This is a genomic window from Mitsuokella apri, from assembly GCF_051886055.1.
Lineage (GTDB): Bacteria > Bacillota > Negativicutes > Selenomonadales > Selenomonadaceae > Mitsuokella.
On the sequence record NZ_JBJEXT010000056.1, the window covers coordinates 1 to 21357 of the forward strand.

The 21357-nt window shown below is 53.2% G+C and carries 23 protein-coding genes; 19 read left to right on the forward strand and 4 right to left on the reverse strand.

All coding sequences use genetic code 11. From position 1 onward, the window contains the following. The first annotated feature begins 5 nt into the window (after nucleotides 1-5). The 11 genes from tsf to ACI4OH_RS08350 all read left to right on the forward strand — a co-directional run bounded on the left by tsf (nucleotide 6) and on the right by ACI4OH_RS08350 (nucleotide 9509). Nucleotides 6-875, forward strand: coding sequence for a translation elongation factor Ts (gene tsf / locus ACI4OH_RS08300; protein WP_432646515.1), 870 nt, complete (start codon nucleotides 6-8; stop codon nucleotides 873-875). Nucleotides 876-976: 101 nt separating this feature from the next. Then, on the forward strand, nucleotides 977-1717 hold the full coding sequence (pyrH, locus tag ACI4OH_RS08305) for a UMP kinase (protein ID WP_432646514.1): 741 nt from the start codon (nucleotides 977-979) through the stop codon (nucleotides 1715-1717). Further along, a complete protein-coding gene (gene frr, locus ACI4OH_RS08310) occupies nucleotides 1717-2274 on the forward strand; it encodes a ribosome recycling factor (RefSeq protein WP_435722039.1) in 558 nt (185 codons plus the stop codon). The genes pyrH and frr overlap by 1 nt, the downstream gene beginning before the upstream one ends. Nucleotides 2275-2279: 5 nt before the next feature. Continuing rightward, a complete protein-coding gene (locus ACI4OH_RS08315; protein WP_435722038.1) occupies nucleotides 2280-2507 on the forward strand; it encodes an RNA-3-phosphate cyclase in 228 nt (75 codons plus the stop codon). 1 nt (nucleotide 2508) lies between these two features. Beyond that, nucleotides 2509-2679: a 4Fe-4S ferredoxin gene (fdxA, locus tag ACI4OH_RS08320; protein WP_036378266.1), complete on the forward strand. Its 171-nt coding sequence runs from the start codon at nucleotides 2509-2511 to the stop codon at nucleotides 2677-2679. A gap of 92 nt (nucleotides 2680-2771) precedes the next feature. Next, the gene (uppS, locus tag ACI4OH_RS08325) at nucleotides 2772-3566 is read left to right on the forward strand and encodes an undecaprenyl pyrophosphate synthase (RefSeq protein WP_432646512.1); all 795 of its coding nucleotides are present in this window, start codon (nucleotides 2772-2774) and stop codon (nucleotides 3564-3566) included. A 17-nt stretch (nucleotides 3567-3583) separates the two neighbouring features. Further along, complete coding sequence (locus ACI4OH_RS08330; RefSeq protein WP_432646511.1) at nucleotides 3584-4414, forward strand: phosphatidate cytidylyltransferase; 831 nt, start codon at nucleotides 3584-3586, stop codon at nucleotides 4412-4414. A gap of 23 nt (nucleotides 4415-4437) precedes the next feature. Next, entirely contained in the window at nucleotides 4438-5595 is a 1158-nt protein-coding gene (locus tag ACI4OH_RS08335; protein ID WP_435722037.1) for a 1-deoxy-D-xylulose-5-phosphate reductoisomerase, read from the forward strand. Between the two features lie 41 nt (nucleotides 5596-5636). After that, nucleotides 5637-6674 (forward strand): RIP metalloprotease RseP, encoded by a 1038-nt coding sequence (gene rseP / locus ACI4OH_RS08340; RefSeq protein WP_439784582.1) that lies wholly within the window; start codon nucleotides 5637-5639, stop codon nucleotides 6672-6674. Between the two features lie 32 nt (nucleotides 6675-6706). Then, the gene (gene ispG, locus ACI4OH_RS08345; protein ID WP_439784583.1) at nucleotides 6707-7807 is read left to right on the forward strand and encodes a flavodoxin-dependent (E)-4-hydroxy-3-methylbut-2-enyl-diphosphate synthase; all 1101 of its coding nucleotides are present in this window, start codon (nucleotides 6707-6709) and stop codon (nucleotides 7805-7807) included. Next, on the forward strand, nucleotides 7794-9509 hold the full coding sequence (locus ACI4OH_RS08350; protein WP_435722035.1) for a proline--tRNA ligase: 1716 nt from the start codon (nucleotides 7794-7796) through the stop codon (nucleotides 9507-9509). Before ispG ends, ACI4OH_RS08350 begins: the two co-directional genes overlap by 14 nt. 87 nt (nucleotides 9510-9596) lie before the next feature. Here ACI4OH_RS08350 and ACI4OH_RS08355 read toward each other — a convergent pair whose 3' ends face one another. The 4 genes from ACI4OH_RS08355 to ACI4OH_RS08370 all read right to left on the reverse strand — a co-directional run bounded on the left by ACI4OH_RS08355 (nucleotide 9597) and on the right by ACI4OH_RS08370 (nucleotide 12637). Continuing rightward, a complete protein-coding gene (locus ACI4OH_RS08355; protein WP_432646506.1) occupies nucleotides 9597-10382 on the reverse strand; it encodes an ABC transporter ATP-binding protein in 786 nt (261 codons plus the stop codon). A gap of 2 nt (nucleotides 10383-10384) precedes the next feature. After that, nucleotides 10385-11170, reverse strand: a complete 786-nt coding sequence (locus ACI4OH_RS08360) for an ABC transporter permease (protein ID WP_435722034.1) — start codon at nucleotides 11168-11170, stop codon at nucleotides 10385-10387. A 41-nt stretch (nucleotides 11171-11211) separates the two neighbouring features. Next, nucleotides 11212-12186 carry an ABC transporter substrate-binding protein gene (locus ACI4OH_RS08365; protein WP_435722033.1) on the reverse strand — a complete coding sequence of 325 codons (975 nt, stop codon included), beginning with the start codon at nucleotides 12184-12186 and terminating at the stop codon, nucleotides 11212-11214. A 253-nt stretch (nucleotides 12187-12439) separates the two neighbouring features. After that, nucleotides 12440-12637 carry a DUF1858 domain-containing protein gene (locus ACI4OH_RS08370; protein WP_432646503.1) on the reverse strand — a complete coding sequence of 66 codons (198 nt, stop codon included), beginning with the start codon at nucleotides 12635-12637 and terminating at the stop codon, nucleotides 12440-12442. A gap of 260 nt (nucleotides 12638-12897) precedes the next feature. Between ACI4OH_RS08370 and ACI4OH_RS08375 the strand changes: the two genes are divergently transcribed. The 8 genes from ACI4OH_RS08375 to murD all read left to right on the forward strand — a co-directional run bounded on the left by ACI4OH_RS08375 (nucleotide 12898) and on the right by murD (nucleotide 21345). Next, complete coding sequence (locus ACI4OH_RS08375) at nucleotides 12898-13731, forward strand: polysaccharide deacetylase family protein (RefSeq protein ID WP_432646502.1); 834 nt, start codon at nucleotides 12898-12900, stop codon at nucleotides 13729-13731. 172 nt (nucleotides 13732-13903) lie between these two features. After that, nucleotides 13904-14341 (forward strand): division/cell wall cluster transcriptional repressor MraZ, encoded by a 438-nt coding sequence (gene mraZ, locus ACI4OH_RS08380; protein WP_432646501.1) that lies wholly within the window; start codon nucleotides 13904-13906, stop codon nucleotides 14339-14341. Between the two features lie 67 nt (nucleotides 14342-14408). Next, nucleotides 14409-15404, forward strand: a complete 996-nt coding sequence (rsmH, locus tag ACI4OH_RS08385) for a 16S rRNA (cytosine(1402)-N(4))-methyltransferase RsmH (RefSeq protein WP_435722032.1) — start codon at nucleotides 14409-14411, stop codon at nucleotides 15402-15404. Beyond that, the gene (locus tag ACI4OH_RS08390) at nucleotides 15404-15784 is read left to right on the forward strand and encodes a cell division protein FtsL (protein ID WP_432646499.1); all 381 of its coding nucleotides are present in this window, start codon (nucleotides 15404-15406) and stop codon (nucleotides 15782-15784) included. The genes rsmH and ACI4OH_RS08390 overlap by 1 nt, the downstream gene beginning before the upstream one ends. A gap of 183 nt (nucleotides 15785-15967) precedes the next feature. Next, the gene (locus tag ACI4OH_RS08395) at nucleotides 15968-17476 is read left to right on the forward strand and encodes a UDP-N-acetylmuramoyl-L-alanyl-D-glutamate--2,6-diaminopimelate ligase (RefSeq protein ID WP_432646498.1); all 1509 of its coding nucleotides are present in this window, start codon (nucleotides 15968-15970) and stop codon (nucleotides 17474-17476) included. 58 nt (nucleotides 17477-17534) lie between these two features. Continuing rightward, entirely contained in the window at nucleotides 17535-18908 is a 1374-nt protein-coding gene (locus ACI4OH_RS08400) for a UDP-N-acetylmuramoyl-tripeptide--D-alanyl-D-alanine ligase (protein ID WP_435722031.1), read from the forward strand. Between the two features lie 52 nt (nucleotides 18909-18960). Then, a complete protein-coding gene (gene mraY / locus ACI4OH_RS08405; RefSeq protein WP_439784584.1) occupies nucleotides 18961-19914 on the forward strand; it encodes a phospho-N-acetylmuramoyl-pentapeptide-transferase in 954 nt (317 codons plus the stop codon). A 36-nt stretch (nucleotides 19915-19950) separates the two neighbouring features. After that, a complete protein-coding gene (gene murD / locus ACI4OH_RS08410) occupies nucleotides 19951-21345 on the forward strand; it encodes a UDP-N-acetylmuramoyl-L-alanine--D-glutamate ligase (RefSeq protein WP_432646528.1) in 1395 nt (464 codons plus the stop codon). The last annotated feature ends 12 nt before the right edge of the window (nucleotides 21346-21357 follow it).

Consider the following 21357-nt stretch of genomic DNA (forward strand, 5'->3'; position numbering starts at 1 on the left):
AACCAATGGCAAAGATTACGGCTGCAATGGTAAAAGAGCTGCGCGAGACCACTGGCGCAGGCATGATGGACTGCAAAAAAGCTCTGACGGCTACGGATGGCGACAAGGCAAAGGCAATTGACTGGCTCCGTGAAAAGGGCATCGCCAAGGCTGCGAAGAAAGCTGGCCGCATCGCTGCAGAAGGCGCTGTTGTCGCTTACATCAGCGAAGATGCAAAAGTCGGTGCTCTCGTCGAAGTCAACTGCGAGACGGATTTCGCTGCCGGCAATGAGCAGTTCCGTGCACTGGCAGAAAAGATTGCAAAACACGTCGCTGACACGAAACCGGCTGACCTCGATGCACTTAATAACAGCGAAATCGATGGCAAGACGGTAGCTTCCCTCGTAACGGAAGCTACGGCTACGATCGGCGAGAAGATTTCGCTGCGCCGTTTCGCCTGCTATGAGACGGAAGGCCGTGTCGCAAGCTACATTCACATGGGCGGCAAGATCGGTGTCCTCGTTGACCTGACGGGCGGCAGCGCTGAGCTCGGCAAAGATGTTGCTATGCAGATTGCTGCAGCAAATCCGATTGCTATCGATGAGACGGGTGTTCCGGCTGACGTCGTTGAGCATGAGAAGGAAGTTGCCCGCAAGCAGGCTGAAGAAGAAGGCAAACCGGCTAAGATCATCGAGCGCATCGTGGATGGCCGCATCAAGAAGTACTACAAAGAAGTCTGCCTCAATGAACAGATTTTCGTCAAGGATTCCGACAAGACGATCAGCGATATCCTCGGCGATGTCAAGGTAACGGCTTTCACGCGTTATCAGCTTGGTGAAGGCATCGAGAAGAAGCAGGAGAACTTCGCTGCTGAAGTCGCTGCTCAGATGAAATAATTACCGGAACGCAGGGTAAAAATGGAAAGAAAGAGAACACATAATGGATTGTGTTCTCTTTTTTTAAAGGTTATAATAGAGAAAGATGCAGTGATATTTAGATGGAGGTAAGTATTTTGGAAGCAGCAAAATATAAACGCATTGTCCTGAAACTCAGTGGTGAATCGCTCGCTGGCGATCAGGGCTTTGGTATCAATCCGGCTGTTGTCGAAGATATCGCCAAGCAGATCAAGAAAATCCGCGAACGCGGTGTCGATGTTGCCATCGTTGTTGGCGGCGGTAATATCTGGCGCGGTCTTGCTGGCTCTGCCAAGGGCATGGACCGTGCTACGGCAGATTACATGGGCATGATGGCTACGGTTATGAATGCACTTGCCCTGCAGGATGCCCTTGAAAAGCAGGATGTTGATACGCGCGTACAGACCGCCATCGAAATGCGTCAGGTCGCTGAGCCGTACATCCGCCGCAAGGCCATCCGCCATATGGAAAAAGGCCGTGTTGTCATCTTCGGCGCCGGCACGGGCAATCCGTATTTCTCGACGGATACGACGGCTGCCCTGCGTGCTGCTGAAATCGAAGCCGATGTCATCCTCATGGCCAAGAAAGGCACGGACGGCATCTATGACAGCGATCCGAACAAGAATGCCAATGCGAAGAAATTCGATTCGCTGACTTATATCGAGATCCTCAACAAGGGCCTGCAGGTCATGGATACGACGGCTACAAGCCTTTGCATGGACAATAAGATTCCGCTTCTCGTCTTCAATATCGATGATCACGAGAACATCGTCCGCGCTGCACTCGGTGAGGAAATCGGCACGACGGTAGGAGGAAAAGAATAATGGTAAAAGATATTCTCGCGTCCCATGAGGACCGCATGAAAAAGAGCATCGAAGCGCTCAAGCATGAATTTGCTTCGCTGCGTGCAGGCCGTGCTACGCCGTCCCTTTTGGACAAGGTCATGGTCGATTATTACGGTGCACCGACGCCTGTCAACCAGATTGCCAAGGTCACGGTGCCGGAGCCGCGTATGATTACGATTCAGCCGTGGGAAAAATCCATTCTTCATGATATCGAAGTCGCCATCATGAAGTCGGACCTCGGTCTTTCGCCGAACTCGGACGGCACGGTCATCCGCCTTTCCATCCCGGCTTTGACGCAGGAACGCCGTCAGGAACTCGTCAAGACGGTCAACAAGAAGACGGAAGAGGCCAAAGTCGCTCTGCGCAACATCCGCCGCGATGGCAATGAAGCCTTCAAGAAGATGGAGAAGGCTAAAGAAATCACGGAAGATGAGTCGAAGCGCGGTCAGGAATCCATGCAGAAGCTCGTCGACAAATACGTCAAGCTTGCCGATGATGCCAAGGCCGTCAAAGAAAAAGAAGTCATGGAAGTCTGATTCACATGAATCCGAACTTTCCAGACGTATTGGCAAGGCCGCTTTCAGAAGCAGAGAACATGCTGCAGGAAGCTGGCTGCCAGTGGACGACAGAAATTACACGCCCTACGCGTGATTTTTTCAAGACAGATACAACCTGTCTCTATGTCGTACGGGAAAAGTTTCTTCCGAACGGCAAAATCTTGCTGACTCTTGCTGCAAAGCAGAGGAAGCTTGGAAAGGAGGCGAAATGATATGGCATACAAGATTACAGACGATTGTATTTCCTGCGGTTCCTGCGCTGCTACCTGCCCGGTTGAGGCAATCAGCGAGGGTGCAGAGCACTACGAAATCGATGCAGATAAATGCGTTGAGTGCGGTGCTTGCGCTGCCGGCTGCCCGGTATCCGCAATTGAAGCTCCCTGATGGATGATGAGCGGCCCCTCTTATGAATTTTTGAGAGGGGCTTTTCGTTATTTGTACATGATATGATATCCTCAGGATGGAGGACTTACCACATGTGGAAAAAGATATTCGGCGGTTCCAGACAGGAAAAGGACATAAAGCCCACTGGCATGGACCCGATCTATGATAGAATCAATTGGCAGCGTCTGCCGCGCCATGTTGCCATCATCATGGATGGCAACGGACGCTGGGCACAGAGCCGCGGCATGATCCGCACGGCCGGTCATAAGGCTGGCGTCAAGACACTCAAGAATATCCTGAAGGCTGCCATCGACCTGCGCATCGAGGCCTTGACGGTCTATGCCTTTTCGACTGAGAATTGGAAACGGCCGCGCCCGGAAGTCGATTTTCTCATGAAGCTCTTTTCCGATTATCTGCTCAAGGAACTGGAAGAGATGAACGATTACAACGTGCGCATTCGTTTTATCGGCCGCAGGGAAGGCATGCCGGAAGGCCTGCAGCGTCAGATGAACGAAGCAGAGGCTCTCATGAAGGATAATACGGGCATCCGTTTCAATGTTGCAGCGAATTATGGCGGTCAGGATGAACTTCTGCGGGCAGCGCAGTCACTGGCGAAAAAAGTCGCTGCCGGAACATTTGCAGCTGAGGACATCGATGCTGAGGCCATGGAACAGGAGCTCGATACGGCAGGAGACCCGCCCGTGGATCTCGTCATTCGCACGAGCGGTGACCAGCGTCTTTCGAATTTTCTGCTCTGGCAGTCTGCTTATGCAGAATTTTACTTTACCGATGTCAATTGGCCGGATTTCACGCCAAAGTGCTTTGTCGACGCTATGGTGGACTTTGCCGGCCGTGACCGCCGCTTTGGCGGACTCACCAATAAATAAGGATAGGAGCGTTTTTCTTGTTTACCAGAATCATCACCGGAGTAGTCGGCATCGCCCTGGCTGCTCTTGTCATTCAGATGGGCGGGGCACTCTTTGCAGGGTTTGCCTTGGTGCTGTCTCTCGTTGCGTGGTTTGAATATGCGCGTGCTTTCCATAAAAAAGGCATGAATGTCACGTTCCTCACGGGCATTATCGGGCTGTTCCTGCTCTGGGGCTGTGCGTGGCTTGGCAATGCCGAAGAATCCATGGCAGTCAGCACGGGCATTGTCCTGATCGTCCTTTTGGAGAGCGTCCTTCTGCACGGCCGCGTTTCCTTTGTCGACGCCTGCACATCCGTGGCTGGCATCCTGTATCTCGGTTTTCCGTTTGCACATATGGTCATGCTGCGCTTCCTTTATCCGGAGCAGCAGCTCGCAACGTCCTTCGGCCCCTTTGAATTTGGCTGTGCCATGATCTGGATCATGTTCATCGGCACCTGGGCCAGTGACACCTTTGCGTATTTCACGGGATCGGCTATCGGCCGTCATAAACTCTGCCCGACCATCAGCCCGAATAAGACGATTGAGGGGTTCCTTGGTTCTGTCGTCGGCACGACGATTGCAGTCGCAGCTCTCGGTGTCTTTTTCTCCCTGCCGGTTATCGAGATGGCAGTTCTCGGTTTTTGTATTTCTCTTCTGGCAACACTGGGCGACCTCGTGGAGTCTGTGGCCAAGCGCTATACGGGCATCAAGGATTCCGGCAATATCATCCCGGGACACGGCGGTGTTTGGGACCGCTTTGACAGTGTGCTGTTTACGGCACCGCTCGTCTATTATTTCGTGCTGATCTCGGGCATCGGCCTGAAGTGAGGAAGGTTTTGAGGAAGATTTTTATGAAAAAGATTGCAGTCTTAGGCTCGACCGGCTCCATTGGCACGCAGACACTTGATGTGGTTCGTTCTCATCCGGAGCTTTTTCACATTTCCGTACTTGCGGCAAACTCCAGCGATGAACTCCTGGAAAAACAGATTCGCGAATTCGAACCGGAGCTCGCCGTACTCTCCGATGAAGCTGCCTACAAGCGTCTGAAAGAACGCTATACAGGCAGAACGAAGCTCGCCGGCGGCCGCCAGGCCTTTATCGATGCAGCAGCTTACGGGGATGTCGATACGGTCGTGACTTCCATGATGGGCTTTGCCGGTCTTGAGCCGACGATGAAGGCCCTCGATGCCCAAAAGAACATTGCTCTCGCGAATAAAGAGACACTTGTCGTGGCCGGTGAGATTGTTATGCGCCGCGCGCAGGAGCAGGGCGTATCCATCCTGCCTGTCGACAGTGAGCACTGCGCCTTTTTCCAGTGCCTGCAGGGTGAGAAGCGCGAGACGATTGAAAAACTCCTGCTGACCTGCTCGGGCGGTCCGTTCCGCGGCAGGAAGCGCGAGGAACTCGTCGGCGCAACGAAAGCGCAGGTCCTTGCACATCCGACTTGGAATATGGGACAGAAAATCACGGTCGACTCCGCCTCGCTCGTCAATAAGGGGCTGGAAGTTATTGAAGCAAAATGGCTTTACGGCGTCAGCTACGACCAAATTCAGGTTGTCGTGCATCCGCAGAGCATCATTCATTCGATGGTTGAGTTTGTCGATGGTTCCGTCATCGCGCAGCTCGGCTGTCCTGATATGAAGCTGCCAATCCAGTACGCGCTGACGTATCCGACGCGCCAGCCGTCAAATTTTGAACGCCTTGACTTCTGGAAACTCAAGGACCTGACGTTTGAAAAACCGGATACGGAGACGTTTAAGGGACTGCGCTTTGCCTATGAGGCAGGCAGGATGGGCGGCTCGATGCCCTGCGTGTTCAATGCGGCCAATGAAGTGGCGGTCAGTGCCTTCCTCAAAGGGCAGATTCATTTCCTCGATATCTACGATATCATCGAGGAGACGATGATGAAGCGCGCATGTGTGCTTTCTCCGACCTTGGAAGAACTTTTTGCCGAAGATCAGTGGGCGCGTGACTATGCCGGTTCCCTGCTGGCGAAAATTGCGCGCTGATATCCGGAATACCTGAATAAAGAAATGAGGACGGTGAACTTATGGTACTGACAATAGCGGCGGCCATCTTTGTCTTTGGCCTGCTTGTGCTCGTGCATGAACTTGGCCATTTCGTGACGGCCAAGATGACGGGCATGCGCGTCGATGAATTCGCAATTGGCTTTGGACCAAAACTCGTGAGCTTTCAGCATGGCGAGACGGTTTACTCGATTCGTGCGATTCCGCTCGGCGGCTTTAATGATATTGCGGGCATGGACCCAGAAAATAACGATGCGGGCAGCCGCGGCTACTGCGAAAAGCCGGTTGGCTCGCGCATGATCGTGATTCTCGCGGGCTCCATCATGAATTTTATTCTGCCGCTCATCCTGTTTTTCGGCATCTTCTTTTTTGCCGGGGTCAGCACGCCGAATCCTGAACCGATTTTAGGGACGGTGCTGGCCGGCAAGCCGGCAGCAGAAGCGGGGCTGCAAAATGGCGACCGCGTGCTGGCCATCGATGGCCAGCCTATCTCGAGCTGGTCGGAATTTGTCGACGGAGTCAAGGACAATACGGGAAATCCTGTCGACCTTACAATCCAGCGCGGCGAGGCAACATTTGATGCAGAGGTCACCCCAACCTATGACAGCAGCACGAAGCGCGCGATGGTCGGCGTCATGGGCTCTGTCAATACGCGTTATCCGGGACTTGTCGAGTCGGCTTCTCTTGCTGTGCAGAAGACAGGCGCCATCCTTTACATGATGGTCGATGCCCTCTATAAAATCATTCTCGAGCTTTCGGGGGCAGAACTTGCCGGGCCGATTGGCGTGGCGCAGATGGCAGGCGAGGTGGCCCAGATGGGCTTTGTACCGCTTTTGAATTTTGCAGCTTTCCTGAGTTTGAACCTCGGCATTGTCAACCTGTTCCCGATTCCGGCACTCGATGGCGGCCACTTCCTGACGCTCTGCGTCGAGGCCGTGCGCGGCAAACCGCTGAGCCCCGCAGCCCTGCGCTACACGCAGAATGTGGGCATCATCCTGCTGCTGCTCCTGATGATTCTCGCGACGAAGAACGATATCGTCCGCGTGCTGTTTGGCGGCTGATGGAAGCATCTTATGAATAATATAGAAGGGAAGTGTCCCATTTGTACGATTTAAAACGACGCCGTCCGACGCGCCAGATTCACATCGGCAAGGTAGCCATTGGCGGCGGTGCGCCGATTTCCGTGCAGTCGATGACTAATACGAAGACGACGGATACTGAGGCAACGGTCGCGCAGATCCGCGCCCTGCAGGCTGCGGGCTGTGATATCGTGCGCCTCGCCGTACCGGATATGGCTGCAGCTAAGAACTTGGGCAATATCATCCGTCAGGTCAATGTGCCGCTCGTCGCGGATATCCACTTTGACTACAAACTGGCCCTTGAGGCTATCAAGCAGGGCATCGATGCCCTGCGCCTGAACCCCGGCAATATCGGCGGTGAGGAAAAGGTCAAAGCCGTAGTCAAGGCGGCGAAAGAAGCCCATATCCCCATCCGCATCGGCGTCAATGCCGGTTCGCTCGACAAGAAAATCCTCAAAAAATACGGCGGCGTCACGCCGGAGGCTCTTGTAGAGTCGGCCATGGAGCATGTACGTATTTTAGAGGCCATTGACTTCCATGACATGAAGATTTCGCTCAAGGCCCACGATGTACCCTTGACGATTGCGGCTTACCGCCTGATGAGCCAGACCGTTGACTATCCGCTGCACCTCGGCATTACGGAGGCCGGCACGGTCAACACGGGCATCATCAAGTCGGCAGTAGGCATCGGGGCATTGCTCGCCGAGGGCATCGGCGATACATTCCGCATCTCGCTGACGGGCGACCCCGTCGTCGAGGTCCGCGTGGCCAACGAGATTTTGAAGTCTTTAGGCCTCAAGGAATACGGTCCGACGCTCGTGGCCTGCCCAACCTGCGGCCGCACGAGCATCGACCTGCCGGCCATCGCTGAAAAAGTCGAGAAAAAGCTCGCGGGACTGACAGAGCCCATCGAAGTTGCCGTCATGGGCTGCGTCGTCAATGGTCCGGGCGAAGCGCGCGGCGCCGATGTCGGTATCGCGGGCGGCAATGGCGAGGGGCTGATTTTCCGCAAGGGCGAAATCGTCCGCAAGGTTCCGGAAGCAGACCTCGTCGAGGAATTATTCAAGGAAATCGATCAAATATTGGAGGAACGCAAATCTCATGAGAGCAAGTAATCTTTATGCACCAACCCTTAGAAATACGCCGGCTGAAGCTGAAATCGTCAGCCACCAGCTCATGTACCGTGCCGGCATGATCCGCAAATCGGCCGGCGGCATGTATACGTTCCTGCCGCTCGCCTGGCGCACCATCCGCAAAATCGAGCAGATCATCCGTGAGGAAATGGACGCTGCCGGCGGTCAGGAAATCATGATGCCAATTCTGCAGCCGGCAGAATTTTGGCAGGAGAGCGGCCGCTGGAGTGTCTATGGCGACGAAATGATGCGTATCAAGGACCGTCATGGCCGCGAGTTCTGCCTTGGTCCGACGCATGAGGAAATGATGACGGCTCTCGTACGCGATGAAGTCCGTTCCTACAAGCAGCTGCCGTTGATGCTCTATCAGATTCAGGATAAATTCCGCGATGAGCGCCGTCCGCGTTTCGGCCTGATGCGCAGCCGCGAATTCATCATGAAGGATCTTTACTCCTTTGATAAGGATGTTGAGGGCATGAACGAATCCTACAAGAAGATGTACGATGCTTATACGAAAATCTTCACGCGCATGGGACTCGAGTTCCGTCCGGTCGAGGCCGACAACGGCGCCATCGGCGGCGGCCATTCCCACGAATTCACGGTGCTTGCCGATGCCGGTGAGTCGAATATTGCCGTCTGCACGAAATGCGACTATGCAGCCAGCGACGAAAAGGCAGAGCTCAAGCCGATTGCCGAGGTACCGGAAGAGGAGCTGCCGCTTGAAAAAATCGCTACGCCCGGCACGAGCACGATTGAAAGCCTTTGCGATTTCCTTAAGGTTCCGGCTGACAAGACCATCAAGGCCGTCGCTTACCAGACAGACAAGGACGAGCTCGTACTTGTCTTCATCCGCGGCGATCACGATGTCAATGAGATCAAGGTTATCAATCATATAGAGGATGCTCTTGACCTGCGCATGGCCGACGAAGAAGCTATCAGAGCCGCGGGCGGCTGCCCGGGCTTCATGGGCCCCATCGGCATCAAGAAGGGCACGCATGTGCTCGTCGATGCTTCGGTCATGAACATGCACAATGCTGTCACGGGTGCCAATGAGACCGACGTTCACTACAAAAATGTCAATCCGCAGCGCGACTTTGATAAGGAAAGCATCGTTGTCACGGATCTGCGCATGGTCAAAGAGGGCGACCCGTGCCCGCACTGCGGCGCACCGATGAAGATGACGCGCGGCATTGAGGCCGGCCAGGTCTTTACACTCGGCACGAAGTACAGCAAGGCCATGGGGGCGACATTCCTTGATGAAAATGGCAAGGAGCAGCCTCTTATGATGGGCAGCTATGGCATTGGCGTCGGCCGCACGATGGCCGCTGCCATCGAACAGAACAATGACGAACAGGGCATCGTCTGGCCGCGTGCCATTGCTCCGTTTGAAGTCGTCATCGTTGCGGTCAATGCCAAGAAGGAAGAACAGCTCGCCTATGCTGAGGGCATTTATGAAGAATGCCGCAAAGCAGGTCTCGATGTTCTGCTCGACGACCGCAAAGAACGCGCCGGCGTCAAGTTTAAGGACTGCGACCTCATCGGTTATCCGGTCCGCGTGACAATCGGCCCGAAGGCCGTTGACGAAGACGTCATCGAGGTCAAGGTCCGCAAGACGGGTGAAGTCTATAACTTCACGCGTGCGGACTACCTTGAAAAAGTCAAAGAGCTGCTTGCGTCTCTCTAAGATGTCATAAGGAAATATAAAAAGTCCGCTTCGGTTTGCTGCCGGAGCGGACTTTTTTGTAATCTTATAGAGTTGCAGGAAAAGCGATTAAAGATAATACTCGGTATGGTCTTCCGGCTTCAGTGAGAAGGCAGCGAAGACTTTGTCGCGTACGAGCAGGAAATCATCGCTTGTGCGGTCTTTGCGCAGATTCATGGAGAGGTGTACGGGGATGATGGTCTTGATTTTGCCCGGATTCGGCGTCATGACGACGATGCGGTCTGCGAGCACAACAGCCTCGTCAATATCATGGGTGACGAAGATGATGGTCTTATGCTGATCGCGGCAGATGGAAGAGATCTCGTCCTGCAGGCTGATGCGCGTCAGGGCGTCGAGGGCCGCAAAGGGCTCGTCCATAAAGATGATATCGGGGTCCACGGCGAGTGCGCGGGCGATGGCGACGCGCTGCTGCTGGCCGCCGGAAAGCTGCGCAGGATGGCGCTCAGCAAAATCTTCGAGGCCGACGATCTTTAAATACTTCATGGCGATTTCCTGACGCTGCGCTTCCGGCACTTTCAGTGTCTCGAGACCGAGTTCCACATTTTTCTCGACGGTACGCCAGGGCAGCAGACCGTAATTCTGGAAAATCGTGATGTTCTTGATGCTGGGTTCCCTGACTTTTTTGCCATCGATGAGAATGTCGCCGAAGCTTGGCTTATCGAAGCCTGCGAGCATCGATAAAAGCGTGCTTTTGCCGCAGCCGGAGGGGCCTAAGAGACAGATAAATTCCCCTTTTTCAATGTCGAGGCTGACGCGGTTCAGGGCAGTGAAAACACCTGTGCCATTGGCGTCCGGATATTCGCGAGATACGTCGCGGATCGATATATAGCTCATCTTTAGTCCTTCCTTTCGTGAATGCCCCAGATTTTATAAATACGGCTTTCAAGCATCTTTACGATTGTGTCAAGAATCAGGCCGAGTACGCCAATTGTAATGATGGCAGCCATCAGCATATCGGCGCGCAGATTGTTGCGCGCGTCCATGATCAGGAAGCCAAGGCCCGACTGGGCGCCGACCATCTCACCGGCGACAAGGAAGACCCAGGCCGTGCCAAGGGCGAGGTGGATGCCGTTGGCAATGCGCGGGAAAATAGCGGGCAGGATGATCTTAGTCAAAAGCTGCGGCTGCCGAATGCCGAAATTCTGCGCGACCTTTAAGTAAACCGGCTCAATTGTGGCAACAGCAGAAACCGTGGACAGGAGCACAGGAAAAAAAGCGGCAATGAAGATAATGACGAGAGCCGGCATTTCACCGATGCCGAAGAACAGGACGATAAACGGCAGCCAGGCTGTCGGCGAAACCGGCCTTAAGACCTGGGCAATGGGATTCAGGTAAGCCCAGACCTTTTGATACCAGCCAAGTACGAGGCCAAGCGCCATGGCAATGATGACGGAGCTGATATAGCCGATGAAGAAACGGCGCAGGCTGTCGAAGATATCGCGCTGCAGTGTGCCGTCGGCGAGAAGTTCTTCAAAACCCTTGATGGTCTGCCATGGCGAAGGAAATAAGGCCTGATTCCAGCCGCCAAAGAGGACCATGCCCTGCCAGACGATGAGTACGACAATCAGGGCGCCGATGATGTGCTGGCCTTGTTTCAATGCGTTTAATGAGTTCAATTTCATTGCGATACAACCTTTCCCTTGTGCTTATGATGGATAGAATATTACGGCAGCAGCGTCGTATCGACGAAGTCCTCATAAGAAGGTGCCTTTTTGATGAGCTTGGCTTCATTCATGCGCTGGAGCAGATCTTCATAGGAGTCTTTCGTAATGGCGAGATTCGAATACGAGATGAACTGCAGGGACTGGTCCAATACTTTGCCCGTGGCCTTGAGATAACGCAGGGAGAGAGGTTTTTCTTCATCCGGATGGGCATCGAGGTAAGCGCCGGCTTTGACGTAATCGGCGACGACGCTCTTGGCGAGGTCGTGATTATTGGTGAGAAAATCGCCATTGAAGACGAGTGCACAGCAGACGTTGTCAGGCCAGAGTTCGTGAGTGTCCTCAAGGATGTGGCCAGTGCCGAGTACGACGGATTTTGCACCAAAAGGTTCCGCAACGCTGTAAGCAGAAATCTGGCCCTGTGCAAGGCCGGAAGGCATTTCCGGCGGCGTCATCTCAACGACCGTGAGATCGTCTTCGGTCATGCCGTGATTCTTGAGCATCTGGTCGAGCAGGAGCTTCTGGGAGGACTGCTTATGCGGAATGGCAAAAATCTTGCCGCGCAGATCTTCCACAGAATGGATGTCATTGCCCGCGACGATGATATTGCCTTCGCGGTGGGAAAGTGCTGCTGCCTTGACATTGATGCCCTGTTCGCGCGCTTTGATAGCAAGTTCGACGAGCACAGAAGCGGCATCGACTTTGCCCGTGTTCAAGGCATCCATGAGTTCCGGCCACGAACTGTATTTGACGAGCTCAATGCGGACTTTGCTGCCATCCGCGAGTTCCTGCTCGGTTGCTTCAAAAAGAGGCAGTGCATGCGTAATGGGCAGATAGGCGACGCGGACGGTGCGGATACCGTCTTGATCGGCCGCGCGGGGTGCGGTGCTGTCTTTGCCGCAGCCGGCAGTCAGCAGCATGGCAAATATCAGGATGCTCATGCACAGAAATAGGTATTTTTTCTTGTCGGGCTTCATCAAACCACCTCTTGAAATAGGATAAAATAATATTAGTATACATAGTGAAATACTATATTTTAAAATAAGAAAAGAGGCTGCCACAAGGGGCAGTGCCAGCTTGCAGCAGCCTGATCGTATTCTATAATAATAATTAAAAGTATATATGTTTAGTATGTTTTATTTTATAAGAATATCATACTGTATCCGGGCAAAATTGTCAACAAAAAAACCACGCCAAAAGAGGCGTGGTTTTTCTATTTCAGGGATGTGATTAAGCACCGATGACCGTATTGAGGTCTTTGACGAGCTGGTCAACGTCGATGCCATGGGCCATAGCGCCCTGCTCGATGTTCTCGAAATGAGCGGCAGCACAGCCGAGGCATCCCATGCCGGCATTGATGAATACATCAACCGTATCCGGATACTGCTGAACAACTTCGAGAATACTCATATCTTTCGTGATTGCCATGATAAAAATCCTCCTATAGGAAATTAAAAGTAAAGAATCATTTGCTTGTTACGTCTGTGATATGCATCACAGATACGTGGATGGGGTATATTTCGAACCATCACAGGAATTATAACACACTTCCAGTCAAAAAGACAATACGTCAGCTCACAGATCCGGCTGAGAATATCTGAGAAAAATTTTCGCAAGGTATGGATTCTGTGCTATAATCGAGTCAGCGTCGTGTGAATTTCTACCATATATTAAGGAGTTTTTTTGAAATGAAGCGATCACGTCATATCGTCGGACTGGCTTTTTTGACAATCGTACTGTTTTTAACAGGTTTGTGCCTTCTGCCTGCTCATCTGCATCAGGCAGAAATGGCGGCAGGCAGCACTGCCGCAGACAGTACGGAGTCAGGTCCGCAGATCCTCGTGCTCAATTATCATAAAGTCAGTGATGAATTTTTGTCACTTGCTGTGGCACCGGCAGACTTTGACTGGCAGATGCGCTATTTGAAGGAACACAATTATCATGCCATCACGCCGGATGAGCTTTATTCTGCGCTGGAGGGAAACGGCACGCTGCCTGAAAATCCTGTGCTCATAACATTTGACGATGGCTATCAGGACAACTATGACAATGCGTATCCCATTCTCAGGAAATATGGGCTTAAAGGCACGGTCTTTGTTGTCACGAGTTTTGTCGGCACGCGCAAGGGCTATCTGACCTGGGACGAATGCCGCGAAATGGAGAAAAATGGCATGACCGTGGCTTCGCATACGGTTGACCATAAGTCCATGACAGACCTTACGAACGATCAGCTGCGTGCAGAACTCGTGGAATCTAAGAAGAAAGCGGAGGCCGAGCTCGGTCACGAAGTCAAGTACATGGCTTACCCCACGGGTACCTATAATCTGCACATTGCCCAGCTCGTGCGCGAAGCCGGCTACAAAGCAGCGTTCACGATCAAGTACGGAGGTGTCAGCCGCAAGAGCAATATCTACGCGCTGGAGCGCGTGCCGATTTTCCACACGGAGCAGACGAATAAGGATTTTGTCGAACGCATCCATTATACGCCGGTCTTTGCCAATTTTGGCTGGACAAAACATTGAGCAATATCCGTCAAAAGGGCCTTTTCCTGTCAAAAAAACGCAGGAAAAGGCTTTTTTCTATAGAATAATGAATTTCCGCTTGCCAAAGCAGGAAATATCTGCTATAAAAAAGAATAGATAGAGTGGTGAATTATGGGGAAAAGTGGCTCTTAGGGAAAGGCGGTGCAGCAGGATGTTTATGGGAGAGTATTCCCATGCGATTGATGCGAAAGGGCGCATCATCCTGCCGGCTGATTTTCGTCAGGAGCTCGGTGTCTCTTTCGTCATCACAAAAGGCCTTGATAAATGCTTGTTCCTTTATGGACAGCAGGCATGGGAAGAATTGGCGGCCAAGCTTCGCGCCCTGCCGCTTGCCAGGCCGGAGGCAAGGGCTCTTGTGCGCTTTTTCTTCTCAGGTGCACGGACGCTGGAATGCGATAAGCAGGGGCGGTTCCTCGTGCCGGCAAATCTTCGGAATTATGCGGACATCGCACTGCGTCAGAATGTCATCTTAGCCGGTGCGGACAATCGCATCGAGGTCTGGAGCAAGGAACAATGGCTTGCGTATACGAATGAAGTGGAACCTGACGTGGCAGCGATTGCGGCGTCGCTTTCCCAGCTTGGCATATAAGTACGTGCACATGAGCAGGCATAGAGAGTATATGAATTATTGAGATAGTAAGATGGGGGCAGGAAACGTGGAGTTTCATCATATCAGCGTCATGCTGGAGGAGACAGTCAAGGGTCTCGTGACAAATAAAGAAGGGATCTATGTTGACTGCACCTTAGGCGGCGCTGGCCATTCCCATCGCATTGCAGAACTTTTATCGCCGGAAGGACGCATCATCGGCATTGACCAGGACGAGGAGGCCATCGAGGCTGCCAAGGAGCGGCTCAAGGATGTCAAATGCCATGTTGATATTGTGCACAGCAACTTCTCCCATCTCGAAGAGATCCTGAAAGCGGAGCATGCGCCGCTCGTGGATGGTGTAGTTTTTGACCTCGGTGTCTCGTCTCATCAGATTGATACGGCGGAACGTGGTTTTTCGTACATGCACGATGCCCCGCTCGATATGCGCATGGACCCTGAGGCCAGGTTTTCGGCTTATGATGTCGTCAATACGTACAGCGAAAAAGAGCTTGACCGGATTTTTCACGATTATGGAGAGGAACGCTGGGGCAGACGCATTGCGCAGTTCATTGTCAAGGCGCGGGAAAACGGGCCGATTGAGACGACGGGGGAACTGGTCGATATTATCTGCAAGGCTGTGCCGAAGGCTGTACGTCAGGCGGCCAATGGCCACCCTGCCAAGCGCATTTTTCAGGCTATCCGCATTGAAGTCAACGATGAGCTCGGCATCCTTGAAAATGCCTTTAAAACGGCAGTACATCATTTAAAGCCGGGCGGGCGCATTGCCATCATCACCTTCCATTCGCTTGAGGACCGCATCGCTAAGAAAACGCTCAAGGAAATGGCGCGCGGCTGCATCTGCCCGCCGGAACTGCCTGTCTGTGTCTGCCATCATAAGCCGGAAATCCGGCTGCTCGGCAAACCAAAACAGGCGACAGCCGCTGAGCTTGCACATAATTCACGTTCCAAGAGCGCGAAGCTGCGCATCGCGGAGAAACTGCCGGCTGCACAGACTGACGATGCAGACAGCGGAGATTTTAGAGATGGAAAGGAGGAGCGCTGATGCTGGCCAGACAGGAAAGACAGGAAGAAACATATCATGCTGCAGAGGAACGCGATGGCCTGAAAACAAGGCATACCGTTTCAGAAGAGCCGCTCGTCCGCCGCGTGCTCAATACGTCTCTGCGTTCCCATTTCCAGATTTTGTTTATTGTCACGGCTTTTTTGGCCATGCTTGTGACCATTGGCAGCGGCATCAGTGCGAGCCGCGGCTATACGCTGGTCGAAACGCAGAACGAGGCACAGCAGATTGAGCAGGAGAACGAACGTCTCAACGTCGATATTGCCAAACTCAAGAATCCGGAACGCATCAAGTCCATCGCGGAAAGTCAGCTCAACATGCAGGTGCCGAAGAAAACGTATTTTGCTCATGAGAGCAAATGATGCGGATGTGTTTATAAATTTATGAAGGAAACAGGCCGTGAGGCCTTTTGGAAAGAGGCTGCAAACACAAAGAAAAGTGCGCAGCTTCTTTTGTGTTTGCGCGGCGCATGGATACGGTTTATAATAAATTACGGCCCGCAGTCATTAGAATAAGAAAATGCGGGACTCTGAGGAGGAAATAAGATGAAAACAATCGGTCAGCTGGCAGCTCTTTTAGAAGATGCTGTCGTAATCGGTGATAAAAACACGGTCATCACGGGGATTGAACACGATTCCCGCAAGGTTCAGCAGGGTACCCTTTTTGTCTGCATACCCGGTGTTCATGTCGATGGTCATAAATTCATTCCACAGGCCGTCAAGGCTGGTGCCAGCGCTATCGTGACGACGCGCGAAGATGTCGAAGTGCCGGAGGGAATTGCCATCCTGCGCGTGAAAGACCTGCAGCCGGCCCTTGACACAATTGTCCCGTTTTTTCACGATTATCCGGCCCGCAGGATGCGCGTGATCGGCATCACGGGGACAAACGGCAAGACGACGACGAGCTATATCACGCGCGCCATCCTGCGCCGCGCTGGCTTTAAGGTCGGCCTTATCGGCACCATCCAGATCATGATTGAGGATGAGGTGCTGCCCATCCATAATACGACGCCGGATGTCGTCGAGCTGCAGCATACGCTCGCGATGATGCGCGATGCCGGCATGGATTATGTGGTCATGGAAGTTTCTTCCCACGCACTCGACCAGAACCGCGTGGCGGGCATTGAATTCGATACAGCGGTCTTCACGAATCTCACGCAGGACCATCTCGATTATCATAAGACCCTCGAAAATTACAAGCTGGCAAAGGCCAAACTCTTTGACCATGTTTCGGAAGCCGGCGTCAAGGAAGGCAAGACAGCCGTCATCAATATCGACGATGCGGCCAGCACGACGATGCTCGAGCATGCGAAATGCCAGCATCTGACGTATGCCATTGAAAAAGAAGCCGATCTGCGCGCCACGGATATCCTCGTTCATGCCAATGGTGCAGAGTTTGTGCTCAATCATAAGAGCTTCGGCAGGATGCCGCTGAAGCTCCATATCACGGGCATTTTCAATGTCTATAATGTCATGAGCGCCGTCGGTGCTGCTCTTGCTGAGCACATCGATGCCAAGTTCATTAAGGAAGCTCTTGAACATTTCACGGCTGTGCCGGGCCGTTTTGAGCTCGTCAAGGCCGGTCAGGATTTCTCCATCATTGTGGATTACGCTCATACGCCGGATGGCGTCGAGAATGTCCTCAAAACGGCGCGCAAAATTGCCAAGAAGCGCATCATCGCGGTCTTTGGCTGCGGCGGCGATCGCGACCGCACAAAGCGTCCGATTATGGGCAGACTCGCAGCGGAGCTCGCAGATGTCGTCATCGCGACCTCGGACAATCCGCGTACGGAGGATCCGGAATTCATCCTTTCGCAGGTAGAGGAAGGCGTCAAGGAAGGACTCAAAGAGTCGGGCGGCAAAAAACACCACGAGAAGATCACAGACCGCCGCGAGGCCATTTACCGCGCCATTGAGCTGGCTGAAAAAGACGATATCGTCGTCATTCTCGGCAAAGGCCATGAGAACTACCAGATCCTTAAGGATAAGACCATTCATTTTGATGATAAAGAAGAAGCCCGTGCAGCTGTGGCTGCCAAGCTCGCCAAGAAATAAGACGGGATTTACGGGAAATCTTGCAGAGGCAAGCAGAGTTGGAGAAGGGAGCAAACTGATGCCAGCATTTACGCTTGATGAGGTCCGCGAAGCAACGGGAGCACAGCTCTACCGGATCGAACATGAGGAATTCACGGATATCGTAACGGATACGCGCAAGATCACGCCGGGGGTGCTGTTTCTGGCGTTTAAAGGCGAACGTTTCAATGGTGAGGATTTTGTGCGCGAGGCCGTCGAAAAGGGCGCGAACGGAGTCATGGTCAGCGAAGCCTGCCCAAAGGCGCAGCTCGCCGGCCTCAAGGCCACGGTGCTGATTGTTCCGGATACGCTCAAGGCTTATCAGGAACTTGCCCATGCGTGGCGCATGCGCTTCGATATCCCCGTGGTTGCCATCACGGGCTCGAATGGCAAAACCACGACCAAAGATCTTACGGCGGCGGTGCTTTCGGCCCGCGGTCCTGTACTCAAGACACAGGCCAATTACAATAACGAGATCGGCCTGCCGCTGACGCTCCTGGGCATGCGCAAAGAGCATACGGCAGCTGTCGTCGAGATTGGCATGCGCGGCCTGCATCAGATTGAGGCCATGGCGCCCATTGCCGCACCGTCCGTCGGCATTGTCACGAATGTCGGTGAAACGCACATGGAGCTTTTGGGATCCATTGAGAATATCGCACGTGCCAAGTCGGAAATGGTCGAAGCCATTCATGCCGGCGGCGCAGTCATCCTCAATGCGGACAATCCCTATGTGGCGGCCATGCGCAAAAAAGCCAAAGAGGGCGTGCGCGTCCTGACGTTTGGCATCGAAAATGAGGCAGATGTCATGGCTTCAGCCATTGAGACCGTTGATGGGCACGAGACAAAGTTCGTGCTGGACTGGAAGGGACGCCAGCAGACATTCACGTTTGCCATGGTTGGCCGTCATAATGTCTACAATGCACTGGCTGCCATTGCCGCTGGCTTTGCCCTTGGCCTGACGCCGGCTGAAGCAGCTTCCGGCCTGCGCAATCTCAAAGCGACGAAAATGCGCTTTGAAGTACAGGACGTCAAACATTACCATGTAATCAACGATGCTTATAATGCCAGCCCAATGTCGATGAAAGCGGCCATTGAGACACTTTCGGAACTCACGAAAGGACGTAAGATCGCAGTTATGGGCGATATGCTCGAGCTTGGCAGCGTTTCGGAAGAAGCCCACCGCGAAGTCGGACGCGAACTTGCGGAGCATAATTTTGCAGCTGTAGTCACGCGCGGTCAGATGGGAGCGTTCATCGCGGACGGTGCCGAAGAAGGCGGCATCCATGATGTTTTTCGCGCGGATTCGCATGAAGAAGCAGCCGCTTACCTGCATAAAATCCTGGAACCGGGGGACACCATCCTGTTTAAGGGGTCACGCGGCATGCAGATGGAAAAAATCATCGATCTGCTTTAAGCATCAGTCGTTTTTAAACGATTGAATCAAGAGAGAGTGGAGACGTTAAAAGTTGGATAAAATATTGCTTGCGGCCATCATCGCCGCTGGTCTTGTGCTCAGCATAGGGCCAATACTCATTCCGGAGCTGCACAAGCTCAAATTTGGACAGAGCATCCGTGAAGAAGGGCCGAAAAGCCATCAGGCCAAGAGCGGTACGCCGACGATGGGCGGTATCATGATCATTCTGGCCATTGTACTTGCAACTGTGGCAGCTGCTCCGCTGACACCGGCCATCCTGCTGGCTCTGTTCATTACGCTCGGTCATTTTGTCCTTGGCTTCCTGGACGATTACATCAAGGTTGTCAAAAAGCGCAATCTCGGCCTTAAGGCCAAACAGAAGATGCTCGGTCAGATCATCATCGCGATTGTCACGATGATTGTCGGAACCCGCGTGCTCGGCATCGATACGAGCATCTGGATCCCGATTGCGGATGTCAATATCGATATTGGCATTGGCTATTATTTCCTGGTGCTTTTTGTTCTCGTCGGCACGAGCAATGCGGTCAACCTGACAGATGGACTGGACGGTCTTGCTTCGGGCACGGTCGCCATTGCCTCAGGCGCGTATGCCCTTGTCTGCTATATGACCGGTCATTTTGACCTCGCGCTTTTCTGCGTGGCCATGATGATGGCCTGTGTGGCTTTTCTGCGCTTCAATGCCCACCCGGCTAAAGTGTTCATGGGGGATACGGGTTCCCTGGCACTCGGCGGCGCCATTGCTGCGGTCGGCATTCTGACGCATACGGAGATTCTTTTGGCCGTCATCGGTTTTGTCTTTGTCTGTGAGGCCTTGTCTGTCATTATTCAGGTTATTTCGTTCAAGACGACGGGCAAACGCGTCTTCCGCATGAGCCCGATTCATCACCATTTTGAGCTCGGCGGCTGGAAGGAGACCAAGGTTGTCTTTGTCTTCTGGATGGTGGGGCTGTTGGCTGCCATTATCGGCCTTTTGATGGTGCCATAATGTCATTTGTTATATCCGGGGGGATTCGTCATGGAGTTGGATTGGAAACAGAAACACGTTTTGGTCATAGGTGCGGGAATCAGCGGTTTTGCAGCTGCGAGACTGGCAAGACGTTTTGGCGCTGATGTCACCTTGAGTGATGCCAAGACGGAAGAAGAACTTGAGAAACTCGGCGATGATTTTTCCAAACTGCGCGCGGCAGGCGTAACGCTCGTCTTCGGTCCGCAGCAGGAAAGCATGCTGGATGGCATTGACACGGTGATTGTTTCACCGGCCGTGCCTGTGCGCATTCCGCTCATTCAGGCCGCTTATAAAAAGGGAATTCGTGTCATGAGCGAGGTGGAGCTGGCTTACGATATTGCAGAATCGCCATTTTGCGCAGTGACTGGCACAAATGGCAAAACGACGACGACGACGCTTCTCGGACTGCTGCTCAAGACGCATTACGAAAAAGTCGGCGTGGGCGGCAATATCGGCGTACCTCTTTCTGAGGAAGCCCTGCGCATTGGCAAAGGCGGCTGCATCGCAGCGGAAATCTCAAGTTATCAGATGGAAGCGACGGAACATTTTCATCCGCACGTTGCGGCTGTACTCAATGTGACGCCGGACCATATCGTGCGCCACGGCTCGATGGATGTCTATCAGGCAATGAAGGAGCGCCTTTTTCGCGAGCAGACGAAAGAAGATTATCTCGTGCTCAATTACGACGATGAACGCACGCGTTCCATGAAAGAGCGTGCGCATTCTACAGTCTGCTATTTCAGCCGCCGCGAAGAACTCCCAGAAGGTGTCTTTGTCCGCGGCAGCGTCAAAGACGGCATGATCGTGATTCGCTGGGCCGGACAGGAATATGAGGTCTGCCGCACGAATGAACTCGGCATTAAGGGGCCGCACAATGTTGAAAATGCTCTGGCAGCCATTGCTTCGGCGTTTTTCGCTGGCTGTGAACCGGAAAAAATGGTACCGGTGCTCAAAGAATTCCGCGGTGTTGAACACCGCATTGAGTATGTGACGACCATCAACGGCGTGCCGTATTACAACGATTCCAAGGCGACAAATACGGATTCTGCCATCAAGGCCCTTGAGACATTCGATGGTCACATCATCCTGCTGGCGGGCGGCGATGATAAGATGACGGATTTGACGGATTTCATGAAGCTGGTCAAAGAGCGCGTGTCGGAGCTTATTCTCATCGGCCGGGCAGCAGAGCGCTTTTATGAAGCGGCGGTCCAGAACGGTTTCCCTGAGGAGCACATTTACGCTGCAGGGTATTCTATGCCGCGTGCCGTTGAAATGGCACATGCTTTGGCGCAGGCGCCGGACGTCGTGCTGCTTTCTCCGGCCTGCGCAAGTTTTGATATGTACCACAATATGGCAGAGCGCGGCCGCGATTTCAAGCGTCTCGTGCGTGAATTTGAAAAACAGAAGTGACGAAGGATAGGA

Excerpts from the sequence above, each read along its gene's own strand:
- tsf (WP_432646515.1), top strand. The coding sequence starts at position 6 with ATGGCAAAGATTACGGCTGCAATGGTAAAAGAGCTGCGCGAGACCACT.
- pyrH (WP_432646514.1), top strand. The coding sequence starts at position 977 with ATGGAGGTAAGTATTTTGGAAGCAGCAAAATATAAACGCATTGTCCTG.
- frr (WP_435722039.1), top strand. The coding sequence starts at position 1,717 with ATGGTAAAAGATATTCTCGCGTCCCATGAGGACCGCATGAAAAAGAGC.
- ACI4OH_RS08315 (WP_435722038.1), top strand. The coding sequence starts at position 2,280 with ATGAATCCGAACTTTCCAGACGTATTGGCAAGGCCGCTTTCAGAAGCA.
- fdxA (WP_036378266.1), top strand. The coding sequence starts at position 2,509 with ATGGCATACAAGATTACAGACGATTGTATTTCCTGCGGTTCCTGCGCT.
- uppS (WP_432646512.1), top strand. The coding sequence starts at position 2,772 with ATGTGGAAAAAGATATTCGGCGGTTCCAGACAGGAAAAGGACATAAAG.
- ACI4OH_RS08335 (WP_435722037.1), top strand. The coding sequence starts at position 4,438 with ATGAAAAAGATTGCAGTCTTAGGCTCGACCGGCTCCATTGGCACGCAG.
- rseP (WP_439784582.1), top strand. The coding sequence starts at position 5,637 with ATGGTACTGACAATAGCGGCGGCCATCTTTGTCTTTGGCCTGCTTGTG.
- ACI4OH_RS08350 (WP_435722035.1), top strand. The coding sequence starts at position 7,794 with ATGAGAGCAAGTAATCTTTATGCACCAACCCTTAGAAATACGCCGGCT.
- ACI4OH_RS08355 (WP_432646506.1), bottom strand. The coding sequence starts at position 10,382 with ATGAGCTATATATCGATCCGCGACGTATCTCGCGAATATCCGGACGCC.
- ACI4OH_RS08360 (WP_435722034.1), bottom strand. The coding sequence starts at position 11,170 with ATGAAATTGAACTCATTAAACGCATTGAAACAAGGCCAGCACATCATC.
- ACI4OH_RS08365 (WP_435722033.1), bottom strand. The coding sequence starts at position 12,186 with ATGAAGCCCGACAAGAAAAAATACCTATTTCTGTGCATGAGCATCCTG.
- ACI4OH_RS08370 (WP_432646503.1), bottom strand. The coding sequence starts at position 12,637 with ATGGCAATCACGAAAGATATGAGTATTCTCGAAGTTGTTCAGCAGTAT.
- ACI4OH_RS08375 (WP_432646502.1), top strand. The coding sequence starts at position 12,898 with ATGAAGCGATCACGTCATATCGTCGGACTGGCTTTTTTGACAATCGTA.
- mraZ (WP_432646501.1), top strand. The coding sequence starts at position 13,904 with ATGTTTATGGGAGAGTATTCCCATGCGATTGATGCGAAAGGGCGCATC.
- ACI4OH_RS08390 (WP_432646499.1), top strand. The coding sequence starts at position 15,404 with ATGCTGGCCAGACAGGAAAGACAGGAAGAAACATATCATGCTGCAGAG.
- ACI4OH_RS08395 (WP_432646498.1), top strand. The coding sequence starts at position 15,968 with ATGAAAACAATCGGTCAGCTGGCAGCTCTTTTAGAAGATGCTGTCGTA.
- ACI4OH_RS08400 (WP_435722031.1), top strand. The coding sequence starts at position 17,535 with ATGCCAGCATTTACGCTTGATGAGGTCCGCGAAGCAACGGGAGCACAG.